Genomic DNA, 26,236 nt, shown 5'->3' on the forward strand with positions numbered 1-26,236 from the left:
AGCCGGGCAAAGCTTACGGCTACAGCGCTAAATCTTTAACAAGAAAGTCCAGGTTATGAGTAGCAGCCTGATATTCTTTCAGTAACCTGAACTGGTTTCTGGCACGGGTTAAATTGTGTCCCTCGTATCTGGCGCCGTAGTAGGTGTCGTTGTTTAAGAAATCTGTTAAAAAGCGCAGGGCCTGCATGTATATCATCATTTCGCCTGAATAGAGGAACTGCTCTTTTTCTTCTTCATGGAGTATATCGCCCATTTCGCTCATGTAGCCGGCATATATTTCCTTGAGAAATTCCTTGCGCACTTTAATTCTATCCAGGTCCTGTTCTTCCTCATCGGCAGCCGCTATGTAGGTGCGCATCATATCGCCTACATCACTCATGTAATAGCCGGGCATAACCGTATCCAGATCAACCAGGCATAACGCGTTACCTTCCTCATCAAATAACACGTTATTAATTTTAGTGTCGTGGTGCACCACCCGTAAACGGAAGTTTTTGTTATTTACTATCTGCTTATAGGTATCTACAATATGCATGTTGCTTTCCGCATCAGCTATCGCATCCCTCGCCTGCTCTTGTTTGTTTGAAAGACTATCCTGTAACGCCTGTTGAAATTGCCGGTAACGCAGGTCGAGGTTATGAAAATCGGTAAGTGTGTAGGCCAGTTTGCCTACCTCGAAGCTATCAAGCAAACGGGTAAATCTGCCAAATTGGGCGGCCGCGTTGTACGCCTCATGCGGATGCTGCAAATGATTTACCGTGCGCGAACCTTCAATAAATGGAAACAAACGGTAAAAGCTGCCATTTGAAGCTTCGATGACAGATTTGCCCGAAGCATTTTTAAGCGGCGCTACAAAAAGATAGCCGGTATGGTGCTTATGCAGGTAGTCCTGAATTAAACCAAGGTTCCGGTCAATAGCGTAAGGATCCGTAAATACATCCGTGTTGATCCGCTGCAATATAAACGCATTTAAACCCTTAGTTACTTTATAAGTTTTATTAATAAGGCCCGAACCAAATGGAACCACCTGGCATTCAGAAGCGTTAATACCGAAACTATCAAGGATCTCGTTAAACATAAAAACAATTGGCGTTTGCTAAGATCAAACATAGCTAAATGCCGCATGAAAGTTTAACGCAAACGTTTGAGCAATTTTAAACATTCGTTATCTTTTGTTCTCTACCAGTTGCGACTCGATGATAACCTTGTAAAACGCTCCTGGTTCACTGGCCGCGGTAGATTTATGATGAAGCAGGTCCATCAAAATATCGGTCGCTTTTTGGCCTTGCAGATAAGGAAATTGCTCAACAGAGGCTACCGGGATATTATCCATATAATTAATAAGGGGCAAATTGGCATAGCTTACCAACTCAAGTTCCTCATTGATTTTCACGTTTAGCTTTTTAGCATGCTTTAAGGCGAAGAGCGCCACATAATCATTAAAGGTTACAATAGCTGTAGGCCTGCGCTTATTGTTGAGTAATTGCTCAAGTGCTCTTTGGGTATCGTGTTCTGTTAAGTCACAGGAAACGATGAGTGATGGATCATACTTTAACCTGTTTTTGGTCATCGCGCTAATGTAACCCTCTCTTCGTTCGCCGGTTGCTACCATTGCCTGCGGCCCGTTGATCATCCCGATTACACGGTGACCTTTTCTTAGCAGGTAATTAACAGCCTCTATGGTACCGGTTTCCATGTTACAGGCTACGTAATGGATATTTGGGATGCCGGGAATCCTGTCAAAATACACCACAGGAATGTTGTACTTTTTAAGGTCTTCAAAATGCTGGTAAGAGGATGTATTTTTACCTACCGACACTAATAAACCCTCAACCCGGTGACTTTTCATTTTTTCTACCAGGAGCTTTTCCTTTGCTTCATCGTCATGCGATTGCGCTATCAGAACCGTATAGTTTTTTTTGTAAGCGGTATCTTCAATAGCGCTTACAGCCGTGGAGAAAAAATCTTCGGCCAATTCGGGCAGTATGACACCTATCGTATGTGTTTTTCCTTTTTGAAGAAATATGGCGGTCTGATTAGGCTCATAATTCAACTCTTCGGCCAGCTTTTTAACTTTTGCCTTAGTAGTTAACCCTATACTGGCATGGTCATGCAGGGCTCGTGATACGGTAGATGCCGAAATACCCAAAATTTGCGCTATGGCCTTTATAGTTGCCGGTTTTGATTGCATCAGAGTTCCTTTATGTATGCTTAAAGTTAGCCTATTTCGCTTACATAGACATATAACAAACGATTGCGTAATTTTTTAATTTTACCATAGCGATAAAAAAATACACCCTGAGTTAATACGTTATTCACCCATCATTGCAGTTACTTATTATTTATGGCGCATTTAAAACGTTTGCGTAAAGAACAGAACATCCATTTTGTTCCTAATACATTTCGCGCTTGTATTTTTAACCTAAATTGGTCCTTTTAAATTTAGCAAATGAATAAAATCGTTTCAAACATTGTTCTGCAGCTTTCCCTATTTATCATAACGTCTGCTGCATTGGCGCAAAACCCGGCTATTAATGTAAAACAACTACAGCATATCATCCCGCTGGGAGGCAATGCCTGGATCAATCGCCCCGATTCCATAACTGATAACGGGCTGTTTAACTGGTCGGGCAGGAATACAACTGCGAATATCTATTTCAGGATAGGCCAACCACAGGATATTAAACTTTCCTTGAGAATAAGGGTACCAAAAGGGACCAGTACCATCCGGGTGAATGTTGCTCAGACAACCTTTACCAAAAAGTTAAGTAACCCTCAATTTGATACCGTTTACCTGGGTAAGGTACATGTGGATAAGCCGGGCAATATTAAAGTTGCTTTAAAGGGGATAAATAAAACAGGACAAATATTTGGCGATGTATCTGACCTTATTGTGGGCTTGCAACAGCCGGATGCTGATATTGCTTACGTTCCCCGTGGCAGTTCTTTTCATTTCGGCAGAAGAGGCCCTTCTGTGCATTTGAGCTTCCAGGTGCCTGAAGATAAGCGCGCATCTGTAAAATATTTCTATAACGAAATTATGGTACCCGAGGGAGAGGATGTCATCGGCTCATATTTTATGGCTGACGGCTTTGGAGAAGGCTATTTTGGTATGCAGGTAAATTCCGCTTCGGAACGCCGGGTGCTTTTTTCTGTATGGAGCCCTTACAGCACCGATAACCCTGAAAGTATACCCGATAGCCTGCGTATAAAAATGATAAAGCGTGGTGCAGGGGTACATACCGGCGAGTTTGGAAACGAAGGTTCGGGCGGCCAAAGCTACATGAGGTATCCCTGGAAAGCGGGCAAGGTATATGGCTTCTTGCTAAGTGCCGAACCCGACTTTGCTAAAAAGACGACTACTTATACGGCATATTTTAAAGACATAGCGGCCGGCAAATGGCTTTTGGTTGCCAGCTTTTCTCGCCCGCAAAAAGCTACATACTTAACGCACCTGCATTCGTTTTTAGAGAACTTTGAGCCTGAGAACGGAAACATTACGCGCAAAGCTTACTACACAAACGAATGGATAAGCGATGTGAATGGCGATTGGACTGAACTGAGCCAGGCTATTTTTACCGGCGATGCTACCGCCAATGCCAATTACCGTAAAGACTATGCCGGTGGCGCTGATGGAAGTAAGTTCTTTCTGCAAAATGGTGGCTTTTTTAACGATTTCACAAAATTGAAGATCCCTGTAAGCCGTAAACCTACCCATATCAAACCCGCTATAGATATTAAAAACCTTCCGGAGAAATAAAATTAACAGTCTCCTTTTTTGCAACCCATGCCGTGTTGATGTAATTATATACAACATAGCATGGGTTTCTTTTTTCACTCTCTACCTGCATTCTTTTAGGCACTTGCTTCCCGTGGTAGACGGTCAGTAACTGCAAGAGATATCCCGCCATTTCCTGCTCCATTTTACTGCAAAACAAACGTTTGCGCTGTGTTTGAGGCCTTTAATCTTTGGTTTCTGTACCGGTCTGTGCATAACTTTCAACAACAATCAACACAACTAACCATAACAAAAAACTAATGATTAATTAATACAAACTCCCGCAGTATGATGAAAATTTACTCCACTATCCGTCGGCAGGCATTAACTGATCTGAACAGGGCGATGATCCGTCTGTTCAGATTTGCCTGTTGTATCATCTTTTTAGCGCTACCATTTATGGCCAGCGCGCAAACGGTTATAACAGGCATTGTAAAAGATAAGGACGGGCCTATTATCGGCGCCACCGTAACACAAAAAGGCGTTAAAAACACCACATCAACCGATGTAAACGGCAAATTTCAATTCACCTTAAAGGAAGGGCCGGCTATCCTCACCGTTTCATACATCGGTTACCGCACTTTAGAGGTTGATGTAACCAACCGCAGCAACGTAACCATTACCTTACAGGATGATGTAAATAAACTCAACGAAGTAGTGGTGGTAGGTTACGGTACCGTAAAAAAAGGCGACCTCACCGGCTCGGTAAGCTCTGTAAAGAGTGACAACCTCATCCTTGGAGGTACTACCACCAACATAGGCCAGGCCATACAAGGCAAGGCCGCGGGTGTGCAGGTACAACAATCGAGCTTTGCGCCGGGCGCAGGTATTAATATAACGGTAAGGGGTGGTAACTCCATTAATACGTCAACTTCGCCTTTATACGTAGTTGACGGCTTTATCAGCGACAATGGTAACCAGGTAAACCCTAATGATGTTGAAGACATACAGGTTTTAAAAGATGCATCAGCTACGGCGATATATGGCGCCAGGGGTGGTAACGGTGTGGTTTTAATTACTACCAAGAAAGGGAAGAATGGGAAAGTGGCGCTGGATGTTGATGTATCAGGCGGTACGCAACGCCTCACTTACCAGCCCAGTTTGTTAACAGGCCAGCAATACACCGATATACAAAACGCTACGGCCCTTGAGGACGGTAAACCACAACCCTATCCCTCAAGTTTCCAGGTGGCCAATACCAACTGGCTTAAACTGGCAACGCAAAATGCCAGTGTACAAAATCAAAGCATCAGCTTAAGCTCCGGCGACCAAAACTCTAAACTATACATTTCGGGTAACCACATCAAACAAGTGGGTGTGCTAAAACATACCGGCTTTGAGCGTTACACGGCACGTATAGGTACCGAAAAAACGGTTAACGAAAACCTGAAGATCAGCGCCAATTTCTATGGGGCAAGTTCCGCTGCAACACTTCAATCTTACTCGGGTGATATTACCGCCCCATTGTTCAGCTTGTTAACTGCCCCTCCAAATGTTGCGCCATACAATCCCGATGGCACCTACAACTACTACATTACCCAGGGCACCAAAACCAACGCCCTTTCCGGCTTGCTGGAACCCACTAATAACAGCGCCAACAAGTTAGTGAACGCTAATGTGGGCTTGGATTATAAAATTTTAAAAAGCCTTACTTACCACCTTACCGCCGGTACAGAATACAGCCAGACCACTGCCGGCCAGTACTTGCCTACCACAACCATCGCGGGGGCTAAACAAGGTGGCGTGGCCAGCGAGCAGTCATCATCTGCTTTCAGATGGGTGGTTGAAAACTACCTGACGTATAAATTTAATTTGGCCAAGGTGCATGATTTCACCGTGTTGCTGGGTACCTCAAACCAAAAAGACGTTACCGACGGTTTAAACGCAGGTTCAAAGGGTTTCTCTACCGATGCTTTTTTATACTACAACCTTGGCGCGGGCTCGTTGCCTAACGGATATGGCAGTAACAAAGCTGAAGCTTTCTTAACCTCATACTTCACCAGGTTAAATTATGCTTATAATGATAAGTTACTGGCATCGTTCTCCTTCCGTGACGACCGCTCATCCAACTTCGGGCCTAACAAGCGTTCTGGGTTTTTCCCTGCGGGCGCTATCGCCTATAAACTTACCGATGAGGATTTTGTAAAGAACCTTAACACTTTCTCCAATTTAAAAGCCCGTGTGAGCTATGGTATTACCGGTAACGACCGCATACCCGCCAGTTTATACCTTTCAACATTTGGCCCTTACGGTACCGTGCTTAACCAAAGCGGCAACCTGCAAACCGGTATCGAACCTAAAACACTGGCCAACCCCAACCTGAAATGGGAAGCAACACGCCAGTTTGATGTGGGTTTGGATATGGGCTTTGCCAATGGCCGGGTTAACGCCAGTATTGATTACTACGCCAAAAAAACCACCGACCTGCTCATTCAGATACCTATTGGCCAGGAATGGGGCTTTAGCAGCCAGTGGGTAAACGGTGGGTCGATACAAAACAGGGGTATTGAGGTATCGGTAAATACCGCCAATATTAAAACCAGCGATTTCTCATGGAATACCACCGTCACCTTTGCCTACAACAAGCAAAAAGCGCTGGACCTGGGCCCGGGTGTTAACGTGATCAGCACCAATACAGCCAACCCGAGTGGTACGGTATCCGGACAGGAATTTACCAGGGTGGTACCGGGCGTTGAACTGGGTGAGCTATATGGCTATGTTTATGAAGGCGTGATAAAAACCGGCGAGAAATACGCGCCGCAGCCCAACTCCAAACCAGGCGATCCTAAATACAAAGATGTTGACGGTAACGGCGTCATCACCCCTGCCGATCGTACTTACCTCGGTAACTCCAACCCGCATTACATGGCCGGTTTCGGTAACGATTTCCATTACAAAGGCATTGACCTGGGCATATTTTTCCAGGGCGCTTTTGACTACTACCTGTATAACATGAATGCTATGGTATTGGAATCAACCACAGGCGCGGCAGCATTAAACAGGTTTGTAGCCGGCACCAATGAAAATACTAACATCCCACGCGAAGGCTATTACCTGAGCACTTATGGTAGCTATGTAAATTCACGCTTTGTTGAAAATGCTTCTTATGTACGCTTAAAATCCTTAACCCTGGGCTATAACTTCCCGCAAACCTGGTTCCGGAACATGAAAATATTGCAAGGCGTAAAAGTTTATGCCGAGGCACAAAACCTGCTCACCATTACCGGCTACAAAGGCACCGACCCAGAAGTTAACGTACACACTGGCGCACTTGGTGGTGGTTTAGATTTTAACTCATTCCCCGCCTTTAAAACCATCACATTTGGCATTAAGGCATCTATCCATTAATCGTATCGGGAATCTTAAAAAAACAATTCAAATGAAAAGATATATCATACCAGCGCTCATTATGGCAGCTTTTATGCAAACTGCCTGTAACAAAACCAGTTTGGAGCCTAAAATATACAGCAGCCTAACCAGCCAAAACGCTTTCCTTACCAAATCTGACGCGGTAGCAGCCGTTAACGCGGTTTACGCGCGACTGAAAGGCCCGGCCGTAGGCGACAATTTCGATTACTGGACCGTAAGACACTTTGCCCTTACCGACCTTACTACCGATGTTGGGCACTGCAGTTACGCGGGCGACCCGGGGCAATTATCACAAGTGCAGTGGAACTCTGCCAACGGCCTCATTGCGGAGGATTATAAGCAAATTTACAAGCTGATAGCCAACGCTAACAACGCTATCTACAACATCTCGGCAATGACTAGCATTTCAGCTACGGAAAAGAACCAGTTTCTTGCCGAAATGAAATTCTTGCGGGCCATAGCCTACTCAGACCTTACGGATGCCTGGGGGCCGGTGATCCTGAATACTGAAAAAGATATTGCCAACCCGGACTATAAGGCAAAATCAACCCCAAGCCCTGTAGCCGAAGTTGACGCCCTGATGATAGCCGACCTGGAAAACGCCATGAGCGTTTTACCTACAGACTATAGCAAAAACAGTATTTACTCAACAAACGATGTTGGACGTGCTACCAAAGGCGCGGCCATGTTCCTGCTGGCAAAAATTTATCTGCGCCAGCACCAGTGGCAAAAAGCGGCAGACCTTACCAAACAGGTAATGGACCTGGGCATCTATCAGCTTTACCCCTCTTACGAAGGTTTGTTTAAGGAATCAAATACCTGGTGCTCCGAAAACATCTTTTCGGTATTAAGCGATGCCAACGTTAACGGCACCGAATTGCTTAATCACTTTGGCCCGCTGAGCCACCCTGTGCTTACCGACAGGTGGCAGTATTACGCCGTAACCTGGGACTTCTATAACAGCTATGGCGACGAAGATGATCGTAAAAAAATGTTCTTTACCGAATATAAGGGTGTTGACGGGCTGATACACAAGCAAGCGCCAACTCAGGGAGCAACCGCCCCTAACGGCTTTTTATATATGCCCGATGTAGCCACCATGAAATATGCCGACCCTAACGGTGCCAACACCTATTATGACGGCCATAGTGTTGACATATTACGCTACGCCGATGTTTTACTAAGCCGTGCCGAGGCCCTTAACGAACTTAACGGCCCAACTACAGAGGCCGTAAACCTGGTGAACCAGGTAAAGGCAAGGTCGCATGCTAAACAATTGGTACAGTCGCAGTTAACGCAGGCAACCTTCCGCGATCTGTTATTGCAGGAGCGCGGCTGGGAACTGTATTACGAAGGTAAAAGGCGTGCCGATCTTAAACGCTTTGGTAAATATGATGTGATTGTAAACGGCTACCTGAAAAGAACCGGGCAAACCAACACCGTACAAATGCCGCGTGATGAGTATTTCCCCTACCCACTTAACCAGACTACCATTAACCCTAATCTGAATAATTCCGGAAGACAACAATAAATACAATTAACCAATGGTAAGGAGTTGGATAGCTACAGCTCCAACTCTTTACCATTTATCAAAATTATGGTTAAAGTAAAAAAACACCTGTTTACAGTTTTTACCCTCGTAATGCTATCAGGCCTGTATAGCTGTACTGATAGCAATGCGATAAAAGAAGTTCGCCTTGGGCTGTATAATAACAACGAGCTAAAGATAAAACTCGATGTTATTACCGGCCAGAAAGCCAACGTTTTTGCCGAATACTGGATAAAAGGTAGCGGCCCAAAATTCCGTTCGGTAGGTAGCCATAAAGCTACGGGGCATCAATTGGTGCTCGCTAATATCCTGCCAGATACTACTTACAATTATCATATCGTATCGGTTGCTAATGGAGATACCGCCATCAGTAAGAACTATACTTTTAAATCACACGCGTTGCCTTTGTTCCTGCAGGAACAGTTTAAGGCAAAAACTGCGGCAAATACACAGCTTCCTCCGGAATTTGGTAACGGCTTAATGCTGATCAATAAACGCTACGCTCCCGGTGTAGCCTACCTGGTAGATGATCGCGGGCGTATACGATGGTACCACATGATAGACAGACTGGGCTTTAAGGTGATCCACTTCACCGGTGATAAAACGCTGATATCCATATTGGGCCGAAACGATGAGCCGACGAGTTACGGAAGCGAGATATTGGAGCTCAATTTATTGGGCGATACCCTATTACACCTCAAAAAAGGGCAGGGCGATTTTAAACAAACCATCCATCACGAAATATTGAAGAATAGCAAGGGCCAATTGGTAACCATTTTTGTAGATAAAAGACCAATGGACCTTTCGGCCATAGGCGGATCAAAAACCGATACCGTTAACGGCGATGGCATACTGGTAATGGATAAAACGGGCAGACAAATAAAAAGGTGGAGTGTGTTTGATGTGATGGACCCGAAAAAAGACCAGAAAATTTTGAAAACTAAAAAGGACTGGATGCATGCCAACAGCCTGAGCTATGATAGAGATGGTAATTACCTGTTATCGTTTTTCAACAACGGACAGATCTGGAAAATAGATCAAAACACAGGTAAGGTTATTTACAAATTTGGTAAGGGTGGTACTATAGCCATGCCGGCCAATTGCAGATTTACACAGGCGCACGCGGCCCATATTAACCAGCACGGCGATCTGATGTTTTTTGATAACGGAACAGAGAAACACCAGTCGGGCGTTTATGCTATTAAAATAAATGAGCAGGACAAATCCGCGACGGTTACTTCGCACCTGATACTGCCTAAAGAAATATTTAATGGCCGCATGGGCAGCGCTTATCTCATTAACGATACCAGCACCCTGGTTTGCTGCTCCAAAAGGCACATTATTGTTTTAGCAGACCAGCAAGGGCACCTGCAATGGACCATGGAAACATCAGTGCCCACGTACCGGTCAGAATTTATTAAATACAGCAACCTCGCCCCTTATTTAAAGCCTTTAACAGATCATGAGTAAAATAATTCGTTATACCTGCATCCTGCTGCCCTTTTTCGCCTTTGTCGCGGCTATGCAGCTTACATCATGCGGCAGCGAAAAAGAAACTTCCGGAGATGATGAAGCAACCAATGCCGATACCATAGTGGCTATTGACACCACCAAAATACCTATAGGCAAATACGGCGCCTCCGTACGTTATGGCCGGCAGCTGATGCTGCACACGGCTTATTACATAGGGCCAAATGGCATTAACGGGCACTACACAGGCAACAAAATGAATTGCACCAACTGCCACCGCGACGCGGGCACAAGGCCATACGCTTTTAACCTCATGCGCTCTTTTAAGGACTATCCGCAATACCGGGCAAGAGAAGGAAGAATACTATCATTAGCGGAGCGGATCAATAACTGCGTAATGCGCCCTAACCTGGGCAAACCGTTACCATTAAATAGCAGGGAAATGGTTTCCATAATGGCTTACCTGAAATTTTTAAGCGATTCATCAAACGTTTCACGCGTAACCAAAGGACTTAAAAACATGGAGGTAGCATTACCTGACGAGGCAGCATCTTCAGACAGAGGCGAAGCGTTATACAAAAGTTATTGCGAACGCTGCCATGCCGCCAACGGCGAAGGCAAAATGCGGTTTGACAATGTTACATACGAATATCCACCGGTTTGGGGGCTGTTAGCCTACCGCCCGGGTTCGAGCATGCATAGGGTAATTAAACTGGCTCAATGGCTTAAAGCCAATATGCCTTATGACAAGGCAACAATAGGCAACCCGGTGCTTAGCGACGCGGAAGCCCTTGACATAGCCGCCTTTATTAATGACGACAGGAAGCATAAACGCCCGCTATCCAAAACATCAAACGAAGTTGATTATCCAAATTACGAGGAAAAGGCTGTAGACTATGATAAAGGCCCTTTTAAAGACCCGTTTTCTGAAAATCAACATAAATACGGTCCGTATAAGCCGATTATTGAGTATTGGAAAAGCCATGGTGTAACACCCACCATATAAAATCACGGGAAAGGTAACAGCCTTGCTTTTCCGACAAAAGAATAAGTATCTTCAAAAAAAGTATCCATGAAACAAGTTTTAGTTTTCGCGTTCCTTTTGTTTACCATAAAAGCTACCGCTCAAAACATCCCATACACTAACTGCAACAATTGCTGGCTGGCCGATTCTTTAGGCAACCACCGCGTAGTATTATCCTTTAACGGTACAGGCAAAGTAGCTAAAGCAGTGATCAACTGGCGCAGAAGGGATAACGATCCTCAAAGCAAACGCGTCATTATTGAAGATGCTAAAACCCATCAAAGGGTAAAAAATGTAAAAGTGGTTTCCATCACCCGCGAAACGGGCGAACTGCTTTTTGAGCCGGTATCTGGTAATGGTGAATACAATGTTTATTACCTGCCCTACAAAAACGAAGGCCGTTCCAACTATCCCAAAGGTGTATATCTTAAATCTGATAACCAAGCAGATAGTGAATGGCTTGGCTCACTCAACAATAACAAGAGCTATCCTTTAGCAACGGTAAAGGAATTTCAGTCGATAGATGCGTTTAACAGCTTTTACCCAATGGAGGTAATTGCTACACAGGCTGAAACAGAGGCCCTGATAAAGAAATACCCGAACGAGGATTTCCTGGTTTTTCCTGAAGACAGGATGTATTCGATCCGAATGACCAAAGACCTCCCCCAACGCTGGATAGCCAACGGCCCCCAGGCTAAATACTTGGGTAAAGCGGTTCGCGGCGAACATTTCGCCTTTCAGTTAGGGGTATACGCCTTGCGCGATATCAGCGGTTTACAGGTGAACTTCAGCGACCTGAGATCAGCAAGCGGAAAATCCATTCCAGCCACCAAAGCTTTTTGTATCAACAACAACCTGGTTACATATGATGCCCACCGTTTAACAAAAAGCGTTGATGTTAAGCAGCATGACATACAGCCGCTATGGTGCCAGGTAGATGTACCCGTAGAAACTACTCCGGCCTTATACAAAGGGAAGATCACCATTAGCCAGAATGGTAAGGCGGTTAAAACTTTGGATCTGGCGATTGAGGTAAGCAACCAGTTGCTTAAAGATGGCGGTGTAAGCGAACCAGTTAAAATGACGCGACTTGGTTGGTTAAACTCTACCATGGCACAGCAAAATACAGTGATAGCGCCTTACACCCCACTGGTAGTGAACGGCAAAACCATCAGTTTGCTCGGGCGCAAAGTAGAGATAGGCAGCAATGGTTTCCCTGCGCAAATTCAAACCTACTTTACACCCGAAATGACAGGATATGCCACGGCACCCAATAACCTGCTTTCGCAAGCCCTGCATTTCAATATTGTTGACGTGGATGGTAAAAATATCATCCTTAAAGACAAAGGATTAGTGTTTACCAAAAAAGAAGCCGGTACCGTTTCCTGGACATCAATAAGCGCCAACGATAACCTGCAAATGGATGTAAGCGCTTCTTTAGAGTTTGACGGTTTTGTCGCTTACACCGTAAAAATAAAAGCGCTGCGAGATATTGCCCTTAAAGATATTGGCATGCAGATCCCGTTAAAAAAGGAGTTTGCCAAATATATGATGGGCCTTGGTCTTAAGGGTGGCTATCGCCCCGAAACGTTTGAGTGGAAATGGGATGTGGCACACAAAAACCAGGACGGCGCCTGGGTAGGAAACGTAAATGGTGGTTTACAATACTCGCTTAGAGATGAACGCTATGTACGCCCTTTAAACACCAACTTTTACCTGCAAAAGCCTTTACTGCTCCCTACTTCATGGGGTAATGCTGACAAGGGCGGCATAGCGGTAACCACCGGGAACACAGGCGTATTGGTGAACAATTACAGCGGAGCACGTACCCTAAAAAAAGGCGATGAACTGTATTACAACTTTAATTTGCTAATTACACCCTTCCACCCTATTAACACCGACTTCCAGTGGCAAACCCGGTTTTACCACGCTTACAAACCTATTGATACCGTTAAGCAAGCTGGCGCCACGGTGATCAATATCCACCACGCTACGGCCATTAACCCTAATATCAACTATCCTTTTATAGCCTGGCGTGAGATGAAAGCGTATGACGACTCCGCGCACGCGGCAGGATTAAAAGTGAAAATTTATAATACCATACGCGAGCTATCCAACCATGCCTATGAAACTTTCGCGTTGCGCAGTTTAGGGCATGAGATATTTTCACCGGGTAAAGGCGGCGGCTTTAGCTGGCTGCAGGAGCATTTGGGTGACGATTATATTGCCGCGTGGTTTGTACCCGAAATTAAGGATGCTGCCATCATCAACAGCGGCATGAACCGCTGGCATAACTACTATGTAGAGGGCATGAACTGGCTTACAGAAAATGTGGGTATTGACGGCATCTACCTGGATGACGTTGCCTTTGACCGTGTTACCATGAAACGCATAAAACGGGTACTGACTAAAAACGGGCATCCCGGTATCATAGACCTGCATTCGGCCAACCAGTATAACAAAAGTGATGGCTTTAATAACAGCGCCAACCTGTATATGGAGCATTTCCCGTACCTCAACAGGCTTTGGTTTGGTGAGTATTTCGATTATGAAAAGAACGACCCCGATTTTTTCCTGACCGAAGTTAGCGGTATTCCGTTTGGGTTGATGGGCGAAATGCTGCAGGGCGGCGGCAACAAATGGCGCGGAATGGTTTACGGCATGACCAACCGCATGCCCTGGAGCGACGGCGCCGACCCACGACCTATATGGAAAGCCTGGGACGACTTTGGCATGAAAGGCACCAAAATGATCGGCTATTGGGTAGAAAACAGCCCTGTTAAAACAGATAAAGCCAAAGTTTTAGCTACAGTTTACAAGAAAGATGGAGCGGCCATGGTATCAATAGCCAGTTGGGAAAATGATAATACAGACATTAAGCTAAAGATCGATTGGAAACAGTTGGGCATAAACCCGACAAAAGCTACTATTACGGCCCCGGCAATTAAAGATTTTCAGCCCGGCAGAGCTTTTAAATTAAATGATGCCATCCCGGTTGAAAAAGGTAAAGGTTGGTTACTGATTATTAAGTAACCCGGCTTTATTTAGCCTTCAGCTTAGGTCATTGAATAAGACAATAGCCCGTTAAAGATATCTTTAACGGGCTATTTAATTTGTAGCCAAATGTAAGTGCGGATAAGCCCTTGCGTTATGTCGCTAAGTTTTTTATTAATAACTAAACGTACATTTCATAATATTTTACTGTAAATAACGTATTATAAATAACCTCTCTCTTAGCGATAGCTTCCAAAAAGGCACCCATCGCTTTCCCTGCAGGCCTGTATTTAATTAAAATCATTATGAAAAAGCTAAGTATTTTTATGATCGCGGCAGGATTACTACTGATCATCTGTGGTAATGTATTCTACAAACAACATCTAAACCCTGATGATAGCGGAGGCTCTGCTTCAATAACTACACTAAACGGCAATTGGTCCGTAAAAATCCCGGCGTTTATGGGTGGCGTAGTATTTCTTTTTGGAGCGATATTTTTGTATGTAGATGCTAATACAAAAACAAAAAAGAATGGTCTGGCCTAATAGTGATACTATAGTATTTCTGTTCTGAAAGACTGAGCAGAAGTAACGAAACAACATAGATTTAGGAATCGGAACATTTTAAGCTATTGTTCCCTTTTACTTAGATCCATTAAAACAGAGTCGTTTTAGTCTTTACGATAATTAACAAAAAAACCCTTAAATAAGCTATTTAAGGGTTTTTCGTATATACAGAAAGTACACTAAGTGATCCCGTTTGGATTCGAACCAAAGACCTACTGCTTAGAAGGCAGTTGCTCTATCCAGCTGAGCTACGGGACCATCGCGATTTTTTCGCGGTGCAAATATGCACATTTATTAGCTATCAGGCAATAGCCATCTTCACAAAGCACTACAATGTAAGGTTGATATAATTTTATTTTATTAATTGTAAAATATGTAATATTTCAATTAAATGGTTAACATTACGCTACCATTATGAGTTTAAAAATAAAAGTTTATAAACTGTGTATCAGTTTATTACTTTTTTAAATAAATTAGTGTTTTATTTACAATATGTTAATCATACTTTTAGCCAATTTTTAAAACTTATTTTATGATCATAATTGCTGACGGTGGCTCAACCAAAACCAATTGGTGCTTAGTTACCGAAGATGGTAAAAAGGTGTATTTCAATACTGAAGGTTACAACCCGTACTTTTCTAATACAGAATACATTATTCAATCGTTAAATGAGAGCCTGCCTACCGACCTTGAAAAGGATAACATTACCGAAGTAAACTACTACGGTGCCGGCTGCTCCACCCCGGAAATGCGCAAGGTAGTAGAAGATGCCATGCAAGCGGTTTTCACCAAATCAAAAGTAAACATTGGGCACGATCTGCTGGCAGCAGCAAGAGCCCTCCTGGGAAATACTGAAGGCTTTGCCGCTATACTGGGTACAGGTACCAATACCTGCCTTTACAATGGCCGCGAAATTACCCACAACATTGATTCTGGTGCTTATATCCTTGGCGACGAGGGTAGCGGTTGCTATATAGGTAAAAAATTGTTGATCGATTACCTGCGTGGTTATATGCCGGAAGCCGTACGTAAAATATTCTGGGAAGAATTTAAACTTACGCCAGACGATATTAACGAGATTGTTTACACCCAGCCACGTGCTAATCGTTTTTGCGCAAGCTTCAGCAAGTTTGTTTATGATAACAACGTAAACATCGAATATTCGCGTAACCTGGTACGCACTTCATTTGAAGACTTCTTTAGAAACCTGGTTACCCACTACCCTGATTATCAGAAATATACATTCAACTGTATTGGTTCCGTAGGTTACAACTTCCGCAATGTGCTGGAAGAAGTAGCGGTAGAGAATGGCATGAAAGTAGGTAACATCATCCGCTCTCCTATAGATAACCTGGTAAAATATCACCTGGAGTTGGCACCAAGCCAGGCGTAGTCTTTAGAACTAAGAGACAAGAATCAAGAGTCAAGACAAAATAAAAGGGCCGCATGTTCATCACATGCGGCCCTTTGTTTATGCTTCTAAAATCTGGGGCTTGAGTCTTATATCTTGTCTCTTGACTCTTACTTCTTGACTCTTACTTCTTGTCTCTTGATTCTCTTCAAACTATCCTTCCACGCTCAGTTCATTCTGGAATATCTTGGTGTATTTGCGGCGGTCGAACTTATAAAGTTTGGCAGCCCTGTATGATACGCCTTTTTGCTTTTCATCCAGCTCTTTAAGGAACCCATAACTCAGCATTTTCTTACGGAAGTTACGCTTATCAAGTTTTTTGTTCAAAACAGCCTCGTACAGCGATTGTAGCTGCGTAAGTGTAAATTTCTCCGGTAAAAGCTCAAACGCAATTGGCTGATAGTTTAAACGGCGGCGTAATTTGTTAAAGCCTGTCTGGAATATCTCGCTATGGTCAAAAGCCAGTTTAGGTAATTCATTAACCGGGTGCCAGAAAGCGCTTTTAGCATATTGGGTAATAGGCTTTAGTTCTTTTTGCCCGTTAATGCGAATAAGCGCATAATAGGCTACAGTGATCACACGCCCCTGAGGGTGGCGGTTAACTTCGCCAAACGTATGAAACTGCTGCATATGCAGATCGCGCAGGCCGGTAAGTTCATAAAGGATACGTTCGGCAGCGTTATCAATGCTTTCGTCCTGCTCAACAATATAGCCGGGCAACGCGAGCCAGTCTTTGTAAGGCTCCTCGTTACGCTCAATAAGTAATATCTTCAGTTCTCCTGCTTCAAAGCCAAAAATGACACAGTCGACAGAAAAAACCGAATTAAATGTTGGTAACTTTGTTTCCAATGGATCGGAATATTTAGGTTTATTGGCCTAATATAAATCTTATATCTTATTGTAAAAATAAAAAATAAATTTAATGGTGTAAATCTCACACAGTATATTCGCACCTACAATTTACTTGGGTAAAGATGCAGAAAATTTCAAAGATCGCAGTTCTTACATCAGGTGGTGATGCCCCGGGCATGAATCCTTGTATAAGAGCTGTAGTACGTACCGCAATTTACAATGGCCTGCATGTAGCAGGCGTTCGCCAGGGTTACCAGGGGCTTATTGACAATAACATGTACGATATGGATCCCCGCTCGGTAAGTAACATCCTTAACCTGGGCGGTACCATTCTTAAAACCGCAAGGTGCCTTCCCTTCCGTACCGAAGAAGGTATGGAAACGGCCTACCAAAACCTGAAAGCAAATGGTATTGATGGTTTGGTGGTAATTGGCGGCGACGGTACATTTACAGGCGCTTTACGCTTCTCTAAAAAATACCCCGACATTGCTGTTATAGGCGTACCGGGCACTATTGATAACGACCTTTACGGCTCTACTTATACCTTGGGTTTTGATACCGCTACCAACACGGTAATTGAGGCTATTGACAAGATACGTGATACCGCCGACGCGCACGACCGCTTATTTTTTATAGAAGTGATGGGCCGCGACTCGGGTGCTATTGCCTTGCGTGCAGGTATCTCCTGCGGAGCAGAAGCTATTTTATTGCCTGAACGCGATACCGCTATTGATACGCTGATAGAAAACCTGAAAGCCGGGCAGTACAATAAAAAATCATCGAGCATTGTAATTGTTGCCGAAGGCGACAAGCGCGGCGCTTATGACCTTGCCGAGGCGGTAAGGAAGCAGATAAAGTTTTACGATATAAAAGTTACTATATTAGGCCACCTGCAGCGTGGCGGTAGCCCATCGGCGTTTGACCGCATTTTGGGCAGCAGGCTTGGATTTGCTGCGGTAAACGCCCTTATTAAGGGCGAAACACAAAAAATGGTGGGCCTGGAAGCCAACCACATCAAGCTAACCGACCTGGAGGAAGCCTTAACACAGCACCAGTTTAAGTTGGAAGATGACCTGATGCAGATGGCCGACATACTATCGATATAAATGATTGCAGTTGTATATAGTGGATCAAACAATGCCGGGTGGCGGTTGGCTTACAAAGGCCGAACAGTAGCATCGTTTAATACCAATGCGATAAACCCTTACTTTAACGACGAAAAGCACATTATACAACTGTTTAACAAAAATATTAACCTTATACACCATGCCGAAGAAATTAAACGTGTTTATTTTTTCGGTGCAGGTGCATCAACCCCGCAGTTACAGCAAATAGTACATAATGCTTTTACCGCGTTTTTTAAATTTGCTAAAATAACTGTAGGGCACGATATTGAGGGGGCGGCTATAGCCTGCTGCCGTAATCAACCCGGTATTGTTAGCATTTGCGGTAGCGGTACCAATGCCGCATGGTATGATGGCAAAAAGGTAAAGCCTAACAACTACGGCCTGGGTTATGTACTGGCTGATGAAGGATCGGGTAACTGGCTGGGGAGGCAATTGATAAAAGGTTTTATGAACGAAACTTTACCCGATGGGATACAGAAAAAGTTTGTAAAGCGCTATGATGCCGACCGAAAAACACTGCTGGAGAAAGTGTACAGGCAAAAACAACCGGCTTTGTTTTTAAGTTCTTTCAGTGAGTTTTTTTTAGAGAACAAAAACGAGGCTTACGTAAAGGATACTGTAACCGCAGGATTTAACAAACTGCTGGCCAATTATATTATACCATTACAGGAGCAGCACCCCGAAGCGGCCATTTATTTTACCGGTTCGGTAGCGGCTAACTTTCGTGAATATCTGCACGAGGCGGCGGCTGATAACCATATTCAGATAACAGATATTATTAAAGAGCCTATCAATCACTTGTTGACATATTATTCAAACAAAAATTAAAAAATCATGAAAATAGGAATCAACGGCTTCGGCCGTATCGGTCGCTTAGCTTTCAGAGCGGCTATTGAAAGACCAGATGTTGAAGTAGTAGGTATCAATGACCTTGTTGAGCCTGACTACATGGCGTACATGTTAAAGTACGACTCAACCCACGGTCAGTTTAAAGGTACTATCGCTGTAGAAGGCGGCCACCTGGTAGTAAACGGTAAAACTATCCGTGTAACTGCAGAAAAAGACCCTGCTAACCTTAAATGGAATGAAGTAGGTGCCGAAGTGATCATCGAATCAACCGGTTTATTCCTTACCCAGGAAACCGCTCAAAAACATATTGATGCCGGTGCTAAAAAAGTAGTAATGAGCGCGCCTGCAAAAGACGATACCCCTACATTTGTTATGGGTGTTAACCACAAGCAATTAAAGGCAGACCAGAACATTGTTTCAAACGCTTCATGTACTACCAACTGTTTAGCGCCTATCGCTAAAGTACTGGATGATAAATTCGGTATCGAAGAAGGTTTAATGAGCACTATCCACGCGGTAACTGCAACTCAGAAAACAGTTGACGGCCCATCGGCTAAAGACTGGAGAGGCGGCCGTGGCGCTTACCAGAACATCATCCCTTCATCAACCGGTGCTGCTAAAGCAGTAGGTTTAGTATTACCTCAGTTAAAAGGTAAATTAACCGGTATGTCATTCCGCGTTCCGGTTGCCGACGTATCTGTTGTTGACTTAACTGCACGCTTAAAAACTCCTGCTACTTACGAGCAAATTAAAGCGGCTATGAAAGAAGCTTCAGAAGGCGAATTAAAAGGCATCCTTGGTTACACTGAAGACGAAGTTGTATCAGAAGACTTTAAAGGTGATGCACGCACATCAATATTTGATGCTAAAGCTGGCATCGCGCTTAGCGACACTTTTGTTAAAGTTGTTTCTTGGTACGATAACGAGTGGGGTTACTCAAACAAACTGATCGACCTTGTTCAGGAAATTGGTAAACTGTAAGTTTTAACCATTTTATAAGAAAGCGCCCCGCAAATGCGGGGCGCTTTTGTTTTTATAGCTGCGAAAACATTCTGCCCGCTCTCCTGCTTTTATAGGACGATGAAAGACATTGTTAAACGCTTTAAGGTTACCGATCCCGAAAATTTTTCACTGGAAGATTTTAGTACAGATGATACACTTGGCTATAAAAAACATAAAGCTGAAGATATACTGAAGCAACTGATAGCGGAAACTGCCACACTGCAAACAGAACTTTACGCGGCCAAGAGTAAGTCTTTGTTGATCATCTTTCAGGCGATGGACGCGGCGGGTAAAGACAGCGCCATCGCGCATACCATGTCGGGCCTTAATCCGCAGGGGTGCCAGGTGTTTAGCTTTAAGCAACCCAGCGCGGAAGATTACGAACATGATTTTTTGTGGCGCCATTACAAAGCTCTTCCCGAGCGTGGGCGTATAGGCATACACAACCGCTCTCACTATGAGAATGTACTGGTAACCAAGGTTCATCCTGAGTTTATATTGAAAGAAAATTTGCCGGGGATAACCGACGTTAAGGACATAGGCCATCATTTTTGGGAACACCGTTATGAAAGTATACGCGATTTTGAGAAGCATCTTTATCGCCAGGGAACGGTGATCATCAAATTTTTCCTTTATTTATCAAAGAAAGAACAAAAGAAGCGTTTTCTGGATCGTATCAATGAACCGGATAAGAACTGGAAATTTGCGAGTAATGATATAAAAGAGCGCGAACGTTGGCCCGATTACATGAAAGCTTACCAAAAGGCCATAAGGGAAACCAGCACCCCTCATTGCCCCTGGTATGTAATACCTGCCGATAAGAAATGGTTTACAAGGATAGCCATATCAACCATTATATTACAAACACTAAAAGACCTAAAACTGGATTACCCGGTATTACCTAAAAAGGAAGAAGTGCAACTGAAAGAAGCTAAGCAGTTGTTGAAAAGCGAATAACTTTAAAATAATAAAACCGGCCATAACAGGCCGGTTTTGTATGATGATAAGGTCTAAAATAATTTAGCTTTTATCAATTGAAAGTATACGTTAAGGTAGCCAGGTAATTTGATGGCGCGCCGGGGAATAACCTGATATAATCATAACCGCCTACCCAATATTTTTTACCTGTAATGTTGTTAGCGTTAAACTGCAATTGAAGTTTCCCTACCGTGTAATATACCGCGGCGTTCACCAGCATATATTCCGGAATACTTTGGGCAGTGTTAATAGATAAATTTCGCTTACCAACGTAATTGGTACCTGCCCCTACTCCCAACCCTTTAAAAGTACCACGCGCAATGTTGTAACGGGTCCAGATATTTGCCAGGCTGCGTGGCGCGTTAGGGTTTTGCTGGCCCACTTCAGACGCTACAGGACTGCTGGAAATATACGAGCGGTTATAGGCGTAAGAAACAATGAGGCTCCAGGTTGGCGTAATGCGGCCGGTAACATCAAATTCAAACCCCTTAGAGAGTACCGCGCCAACCTGGCGCAACAGATCTGGCTGCCCGGCAACATTAGCGTTGTAAAGCACATTGCTTTGCTTAATGCGATAAACAGATGTAGTAACTCCCAATCGGCCATTTAAGAAATCACCTTTCATACCTATCTCTTTCATATCGCTTTTTAGTGGGTCAAATGGCCCGCCGGCATTCGGGTTAGCAAGTGTTGCCGCGCTTTGGGGGTTGTACCCCGTTACGTATGATCCGTAAATGTTAAGGTTATCTATAATACTGTAAACAACTCCCAAACGGGGCAACCAGGCATGTGAATGTGTTTTAGCTTCATTAGTAGCAGCATAGTTGCTAAAATCAGTGTAATATTCATACCGTAAGCCAAGTAACAGTTGCAGTCTTTTCCATCGTAGCTGATCCTGCACGTAGCCGGCGTTGAGGTAGTAATATGCCGGCGCTATGGAAGCTACTGAAAAGAACGCCTTGCTGTCATCCTGCAATTGCTGCGAGGCACGGATATTATTAAGATCAAAACTGGGAACGTTAGGCACCGGGTTTCCGTTTTTATCAAGCAGGTAATTGGCCTTGTTAGCAGGATTGTATGACGCGATGAAGCCGTTGTTTGCCGCGTTCCGGTAACCGCTTGCTGTAAGTTGGGAAGCCCCTACCGGTGTTTTCTCGCTGCCAAAATCATAGCCTGCCACTAACTTATGTTCTACCGGGCCGGTATTTCCGGTATAATTAAGATATCCCGAAAAATTATCAATGTAGCGTTTGCGCTGGCGGGTAAATATTTGCATGGCTACCAAATTGCCTATGGTTTTACCGGCCCCATCAACCGCGTAGGCATTTGCACTGCGGTGTTCATACAGGTCCTCGCTGTAACCCGTTTTTAAATAGGACGCGCTTAAGTTCAGTTTATCTGTTAACTGCCTGCTTAATGAAAAAGAAACGGTGTAGGTGTTCTCATTGAGGCGGTCATTCGGGGTACTCAACGCTAAGGTTATCGGGGTCGAATTAAGATCATTACCGATTACAGATTGCCCCCTGTCTAACCTGCTGCGCGAGCTATTATAAACCATATCGAAATTAATGCGGGTTTTATCATCAGGTATAAACGATAGCGAGGGCGCTATCACCACATTTTTATCAAACTGCAGATCACGGAAAGAGTTAGCGTCCTCATAGCCTAAGTTTAAACGGTACAACAATGTACTGTCTTTAGTGGCAGGGCCGGTAAAATCTGCAAGGCCTCTAAAGGTGTTAAAACTTCCTAATGACAAGCTGATGGATTTACGCGTTTCATCAAGCGGCTTTTTAGTAACCCTGTTTACCACACCTCCCGGGCTGGCATTGCCATACAATGCAGAAGCAGGTCCTTTCAATACCTCCACACGTTCCAGGTAATTGGCGAGCGGCTGCTTCCAAAAACCTGTACTGGTGCGCAATCCATTGAGTAATTGGGTATTGCTTTGCCCATTTACACGGAAACCTCTGATGGTTAGATCATCATAAAACGTAAACTGGGTAACGCCACTAAAGTTCTTTACTACATCGCCAATACGAACATCGCCCTGGTCGGCCATCAGTTCTTTGCTGGCATAGGATACAGATTGCGGAAGATCTAAAATATCAGTCTGTGTTTTATTCCCTATAAAGGTAGATTTTGTTTTGTAGGTACGTTCCTTACGGCCGGTCACCTCTACAGATTGCAGCTGCTGGTGATTTTCGGTTAGGGTAAAATCAGCCTTCGTTACCTCCCCGGCTGTAACCCTCACCTCTTTGGTTGCGGTATTAAACCCAACGCCGGAAACAACTATCACATAGGTGCCAGGTGCAACTTGCTTAAGCTCATAGTTACCCTTAGCATCCGTCATGGTGCCACGCTGACTATTCTGTACGGATACGCTGATGAATTCTACCGCTTTATGATCCTGATCTTCCAAATGCCCATAAATACTGCCACTTTGCTGAGCATGCGCAGTACCAGAAACCATCAGAAATAATAGAGTAATTGCCGAGTATAAAAGTGCTTTCATTAATTGTGTCGGTTAAATATGCGGCAAAAGTATAATTTTATTTATAATTAGTCTAAATAAATAAAAGATTATAAACTGCCTATTAGCAGCCCCAACACTTTGTGTAAAAAAAATTGGCTGTGTTGATACTATCAACACAGCCAATGAAAACGTACATACTTATCGAATCGGATGTTTCTCTCACCCTTAAATGATCAAACACATATTTTTATTGGGTAAAACCATTAAAGGTACATGCGTTTCTGACACCAGCTTTTCGCAATGGCTTTGGGTAAGGAACGCGTCTTTCCGGTGTGTCATTACCAGCATATCTATTTGTCCGTGAGCGCTAAGCCATTCTAAACCGTCGGTTACTTTATCCATTTTTACTGCCCTAAAGTAAATTTTGTTGTATTGAGTACGGGTGGTTACTTCTGTAAGAAATTCTTTTACCTGCTTTTTCTCCGCATCATGGGTACCTTCAACATGGCTTATTAATAATTCGGCATTAAAATAACTCGCCAAACCGGCCAGGGCGTTAATGGTATTAATATCTTCATGATGAAGATCGGTTGCAAAAGCTATTTTTTTGATCGGCTTATATACATAGTTTTTAGGTATCAGCAATAAAGGGAAATCTGCTTTAGAGATCAGTTCGCGGCTTACACTACCTAATAAAAACCGGCTAAACAGGTTAGCTCCAGACATGCCCATAACCACCAACGATATATGATCATCGCTCACCACGTTCCTTATGTAATCCACGGTGTCGCCCACACCAATGGAATGATCAACGCCTGGCTTAAAGCCGGAGTGTTGTGAGGGGCTGTTTTGTTCTATATGGAGTGTCAGGAATTTCATTTCAGCCTCGGCACCTTCTGTGAGGTGGCTAATATCTTCCAGTGGCCAGGCTACCTGCGCGGCATATATGGATTCGGCAGGTACTTTTAGTGCATGGCATAATTTAATATCCGCCTTAGTAACCTTTGCCATCTCAAAGGCATAAGCGGCAGCGTTATTTGCCGAGGGCGAAAAGTCGGTTGGTACAAGAATCGTTTTCATAACATCGTTAGTTTAATTGAAATGTTTATAATTCTGTAGAAGTTAATTCTCACTTAGTTTTAGTGTGGCATCATTTTTTTGATACATCAACTGGTCAAGGCTGTTATCCAGTCCATATATGTCATCATAATACACCAGCGCTCCGTTTTTCACTTCACATGTGATGTAGGTAATGGCCAATGAAACAGGCTTTTTCAGATAAAAGCTTTTAGTGATACCGGCCAGCAAATTTTTCTGGAATATTTTGGTTGACTGACCATCGTTAATTAACAGCAGTTTCGCCAGTTGGGTAGCGTTCTGTACCCTTACACAACCGTGGCTTAACGCGCGTTTGCTTTTCGCGAACAGGCTTTGGTCGGGCGTATCATGCATGTAAATATCAAACGGATTAGCAAACCTAAAAACAATCTGCCCTAAAGCATTATCACACCCGGCAGATTGCTGGGCGTAATACAGTTTAGGTGATTTGGCAATTTTTAAAAGACCGGGGCTGCTTACATCTGCCAACAGCCCTTTATTAGTATAAACACTATAATGATGTTCGTTTAAGTAGGCACTGTCACGCATTGCCTTGGGTAATATTTCTTTAGTAAATATTTGGTTTGGCACTTTCCAGGCGGGTGCTGTGGTAAAAAACTTCACTGCACTGTTAAGCGTTGGTGTTGGGTTCTTAGGAGTACCTGTAATTACTTTAAATGTATCGCTGATATTGTGGTGCCTGAAAGTTAAAGTGTACGATGGGATGTTTACCATAATGAAAGTTGAGGTATCTGCAGCACTCCATCTTAACCGCTCCATATTAAGGGCCATTTTCCTGACATCCTTTTCGGGAAATTCATAACAGTCGCCAAGCTGTACACCGGCTACCGTATGCAAACGGGCTTGCAGGTATTGATATAAAGCACCTTGCGGTTGGGCCGTAAGTACAACCGCCATAAGATCGTTGCTTTTTATAGCACTATCTAATAAGCGGGTGGCATTAAAATCTGTTATTCCTTTATCAATTTTAGCGGCCGGCAGCGATGGGTTGTACTTACCATAATGTATATAATTGATAAATGTAACCAGCGCGTCAGTAAGCATGATCTCAAAACGGGCCTGTTTAACAGGGGATATTTGCCCGGGTTGCTCCAGTATATCATGCAGGGTGGTGTATAGCAATTCATTGGCATGATAGTCAGCTTTATTAAGGCCAAACTGTAACACGCAATCTAACATGAGCATAGCCGCCCATGTATTTTGCACCTGCGGTTCTTTAACAAGCCATATCGGGGTATATTGCCTGGAGGTGTAATAATTGTGCACTGTTTTGGGGAAGTGAAGCGCCAGGTTGCCACTTTTCAGTTGCTCCTCTATCTCCTGATTAAGGCTTTGTGGCTGCTTTGCATCAAGTGCTGTAGCCCCTGCCCTGAACACGGCCAGCAGCAATATCAGTATACACGCCGCTCCTATGAAAAACGTACGCGTATGATAACGTGCACGGTAATAAGCTGTTGTTGGTTGCTTTTTCATAACTTATTGTTTGTACTGTAAAGGTCAGCAACTTAACTCCCCTGTAGAATGACCATTATCATTTACTAAACTGACGCAGGCATCTAAACACTACACACTTATAAGCCTCTTTAATGGTTAAAAAAGCACGAAAACAATAAAAGAATGATGGGGATCACTTTTTTGGGCGACTTTTTGCCACTGTTTGAACCATACAATC

18 protein-coding genes and 1 tRNA gene are annotated in these 26,236 nt (G+C 43.8%); 12 read left to right on the plus strand and 7 right to left on the minus strand.

The genetic code is table 11. The features are described 5' to 3' along the window. Positions 1–19 precede the first annotated feature (19 nt). Together CKK33_RS15170 and CKK33_RS15175 are read right to left on the minus strand one after the other, a co-directional pair. Positions 20–1,078, minus strand: coding sequence for a phosphotransferase enzyme family protein (locus CKK33_RS15170; protein ID WP_095704920.1), 1,059 nt, complete (start codon positions 1,076–1,078; stop codon positions 20–22). Between the two features lie 87 nt (positions 1,079–1,165). After that, entirely contained in the window at positions 1,166–2,191 is a 1,026-nt protein-coding gene (locus CKK33_RS15175; RefSeq protein WP_095704921.1) for a LacI family DNA-binding transcriptional regulator, read from the minus strand. A gap of 258 nt (positions 2,192–2,449) precedes the next feature. Here CKK33_RS15175 and CKK33_RS15180 point away from each other — a divergent pair, with 258 nt between their 5' ends. The 7 genes from CKK33_RS15180 (at position 2,450) to CKK33_RS15215 (ending at position 14,729) form a co-directional block, all read left to right on the plus strand. Then, the gene (locus tag CKK33_RS15180; RefSeq protein WP_095704922.1) at positions 2,450–3,760 is read left to right on the plus strand and encodes a DUF3472 domain-containing protein; all 1,311 of its coding nucleotides are present in this window, start codon (positions 2,450–2,452) and stop codon (positions 3,758–3,760) included. Between the two features lie 306 nt (positions 3,761–4,066). After that, the gene (locus CKK33_RS15190) at positions 4,067–7,126 is read left to right on the plus strand and encodes a TonB-dependent receptor (RefSeq protein WP_095704924.1); all 3,060 of its coding nucleotides are present in this window, start codon (positions 4,067–4,069) and stop codon (positions 7,124–7,126) included. Positions 7,127–7,157: 31 nt separating this feature from the next. Beyond that, positions 7,158–8,678 carry a RagB/SusD family nutrient uptake outer membrane protein gene (locus tag CKK33_RS15195; protein WP_095704925.1) on the plus strand — a complete coding sequence of 507 codons (1,521 nt, stop codon included), beginning with the start codon at positions 7,158–7,160 and terminating at the stop codon, positions 8,676–8,678. 66 nt (positions 8,679–8,744) lie between these two features. Then, positions 8,745–10,166, plus strand: coding sequence for an aryl-sulfate sulfotransferase (locus CKK33_RS15200; protein ID WP_095704926.1), 1,422 nt, complete (start codon positions 8,745–8,747; stop codon positions 10,164–10,166). Continuing rightward, the gene (locus CKK33_RS15205; protein WP_198952478.1) at positions 10,159–11,172 is read left to right on the plus strand and encodes a c-type cytochrome; all 1,014 of its coding nucleotides are present in this window, start codon (positions 10,159–10,161) and stop codon (positions 11,170–11,172) included. Before CKK33_RS15200 ends, CKK33_RS15205 begins: the two co-directional genes overlap by 8 nt. A 66-nt stretch (positions 11,173–11,238) precedes the next feature. Further along, positions 11,239–14,223 (plus strand): glycoside hydrolase domain-containing protein, encoded by a 2,985-nt coding sequence (locus CKK33_RS15210; RefSeq protein ID WP_095704927.1) that lies wholly within the window; start codon positions 11,239–11,241, stop codon positions 14,221–14,223. A gap of 266 nt (positions 14,224–14,489) precedes the next feature. Next, positions 14,490–14,729: a hypothetical protein gene (locus CKK33_RS15215; protein WP_095704928.1), complete on the plus strand. Its 240-nt coding sequence runs from the start codon at positions 14,490–14,492 to the stop codon at positions 14,727–14,729. 205 nt (positions 14,730–14,934) lie between these two features. On the opposite strand, the gene CKK33_RS15220 is transcribed toward CKK33_RS15215, so the two are convergent. Then, positions 14,935–15,008: transfer RNA gene (locus CKK33_RS15220), tRNA-Arg, on the minus strand. 274 nt (positions 15,009–15,282) lie between these two features. Here CKK33_RS15220 and CKK33_RS15225 point away from each other — a divergent pair. Next, positions 15,283–16,143: an N-acetylglucosamine kinase gene (locus CKK33_RS15225; RefSeq protein WP_095704929.1), complete on the plus strand. Its 861-nt coding sequence runs from the start codon at positions 15,283–15,285 to the stop codon at positions 16,141–16,143. Between the two features lie 171 nt (positions 16,144–16,314). On the opposite strand, the gene CKK33_RS15230 is transcribed toward CKK33_RS15225, so the two are convergent. Then, positions 16,315–17,010 (minus strand): NUDIX domain-containing protein, encoded by a 696-nt coding sequence (locus CKK33_RS15230; protein ID WP_095704930.1) that lies wholly within the window; start codon positions 17,008–17,010, stop codon positions 16,315–16,317. A 125-nt stretch (positions 17,011–17,135) separates the two neighbouring features. On the opposite strand from CKK33_RS15230, the gene pfkA reads away from it, so the two are divergent. The 4 genes from pfkA (at position 17,136) to CKK33_RS15250 (ending at position 20,948) form a co-directional block, all read left to right on the plus strand. After that, a complete protein-coding gene (pfkA, locus tag CKK33_RS15235) occupies positions 17,136–18,119 on the plus strand; it encodes a 6-phosphofructokinase (protein ID WP_095704931.1) in 984 nt (327 codons plus the stop codon). After that, positions 18,120–18,968 (plus strand): BadF/BadG/BcrA/BcrD ATPase family protein, encoded by an 849-nt coding sequence (locus CKK33_RS15240; protein ID WP_095704932.1) that lies wholly within the window; start codon positions 18,120–18,122, stop codon positions 18,966–18,968. It abuts the gene before it with no gap. Between the two features lie 6 nt (positions 18,969–18,974). After that, positions 18,975–19,970: a type I glyceraldehyde-3-phosphate dehydrogenase gene (gap, locus tag CKK33_RS15245; protein ID WP_095704933.1), complete on the plus strand. Its 996-nt coding sequence runs from the start codon at positions 18,975–18,977 to the stop codon at positions 19,968–19,970. 99 nt (positions 19,971–20,069) lie between these two features. Beyond that, positions 20,070–20,948 (plus strand): polyphosphate kinase 2 family protein, encoded by an 879-nt coding sequence (locus CKK33_RS15250; RefSeq protein WP_095704934.1) that lies wholly within the window; start codon positions 20,070–20,072, stop codon positions 20,946–20,948. Between the two features lie 73 nt (positions 20,949–21,021). On the opposite strand, the gene CKK33_RS15255 is transcribed toward CKK33_RS15250, so the two are convergent. From CKK33_RS15255 to CKK33_RS15265, 3 genes are all read right to left on the minus strand, one after another. Next, positions 21,022–23,484, minus strand: a complete 2,463-nt coding sequence (locus CKK33_RS15255; protein WP_095704935.1) for a TonB-dependent receptor — start codon at positions 23,482–23,484, stop codon at positions 21,022–21,024. 186 nt (positions 23,485–23,670) lie between these two features. After that, positions 23,671–24,525 carry a universal stress protein gene (locus CKK33_RS15260; RefSeq protein ID WP_095704936.1) on the minus strand — a complete coding sequence of 285 codons (855 nt, stop codon included), beginning with the start codon at positions 24,523–24,525 and terminating at the stop codon, positions 23,671–23,673. Between the two features lie 42 nt (positions 24,526–24,567). Continuing rightward, positions 24,568–26,037 carry a L,D-transpeptidase family protein gene (locus tag CKK33_RS15265; RefSeq protein ID WP_095704937.1) on the minus strand — a complete coding sequence of 490 codons (1,470 nt, stop codon included), beginning with the start codon at positions 26,035–26,037 and terminating at the stop codon, positions 24,568–24,570. Positions 26,038–26,236: the final 199 nt, after the last annotated feature.

Source organism: Mucilaginibacter sp. MD40 (assembly GCF_002288635.1).
In the GTDB taxonomy this organism is placed as follows: domain Bacteria; phylum Bacteroidota; class Bacteroidia; order Sphingobacteriales; family Sphingobacteriaceae; genus Mucilaginibacter.

Bases quoted from the DNA above. Each gene is read 5' to 3' on its own strand.
- CKK33_RS15195 (WP_095704925.1), top strand. From the start codon at position 7,158: ATGAAAAGATATATCATACCAGCGCTCATTATGGCAGCTTTTATGCAA.
- CKK33_RS15210 (WP_095704927.1), top strand. From the start codon at position 11,239: ATGAAACAAGTTTTAGTTTTCGCGTTCCTTTTGTTTACCATAAAAGCT.
- CKK33_RS15175 (WP_095704921.1), bottom strand. From the start codon at position 2,191: ATGCAATCAAAACCGGCAACTATAAAGGCCATAGCGCAAATTTTGGGT.
- CKK33_RS15180 (WP_095704922.1), top strand. From the start codon at position 2,450: ATGAATAAAATCGTTTCAAACATTGTTCTGCAGCTTTCCCTATTTATC.
- CKK33_RS15225 (WP_095704929.1), top strand. From the start codon at position 15,283: ATGATCATAATTGCTGACGGTGGCTCAACCAAAACCAATTGGTGCTTA.
- CKK33_RS15255 (WP_095704935.1), bottom strand. From the start codon at position 23,484: ATGAAAGCACTTTTATACTCGGCAATTACTCTATTATTTCTGATGGTT.
- CKK33_RS15205 (WP_198952478.1), top strand. From the start codon at position 10,159: ATGAGTAAAATAATTCGTTATACCTGCATCCTGCTGCCCTTTTTCGCC.
- CKK33_RS15260 (WP_095704936.1), bottom strand. From the start codon at position 24,525: ATGAAAACGATTCTTGTACCAACCGACTTTTCGCCCTCGGCAAATAAC.
- CKK33_RS15215 (WP_095704928.1), top strand. From the start codon at position 14,490: ATGAAAAAGCTAAGTATTTTTATGATCGCGGCAGGATTACTACTGATC.
- CKK33_RS15170 (WP_095704920.1), bottom strand. From the start codon at position 1,078: ATGTTTAACGAGATCCTTGATAGTTTCGGTATTAACGCTTCTGAATGC.
- gap (WP_095704933.1), top strand. From the start codon at position 18,975: ATGAAAATAGGAATCAACGGCTTCGGCCGTATCGGTCGCTTAGCTTTC.
- pfkA (WP_095704931.1), top strand. From the start codon at position 17,136: ATGCAGAAAATTTCAAAGATCGCAGTTCTTACATCAGGTGGTGATGCC.
- CKK33_RS15200 (WP_095704926.1), top strand. From the start codon at position 8,745: ATGGTTAAAGTAAAAAAACACCTGTTTACAGTTTTTACCCTCGTAATG.
- CKK33_RS15240 (WP_095704932.1), top strand. From the start codon at position 18,120: ATGATTGCAGTTGTATATAGTGGATCAAACAATGCCGGGTGGCGGTTG.
- CKK33_RS15250 (WP_095704934.1), top strand. From the start codon at position 20,070: ATGAAAGACATTGTTAAACGCTTTAAGGTTACCGATCCCGAAAATTTT.
- CKK33_RS15265 (WP_095704937.1), bottom strand. From the start codon at position 26,037: ATGAAAAAGCAACCAACAACAGCTTATTACCGTGCACGTTATCATACG.
- CKK33_RS15190 (WP_095704924.1), top strand. From the start codon at position 4,067: ATGATGAAAATTTACTCCACTATCCGTCGGCAGGCATTAACTGATCTG.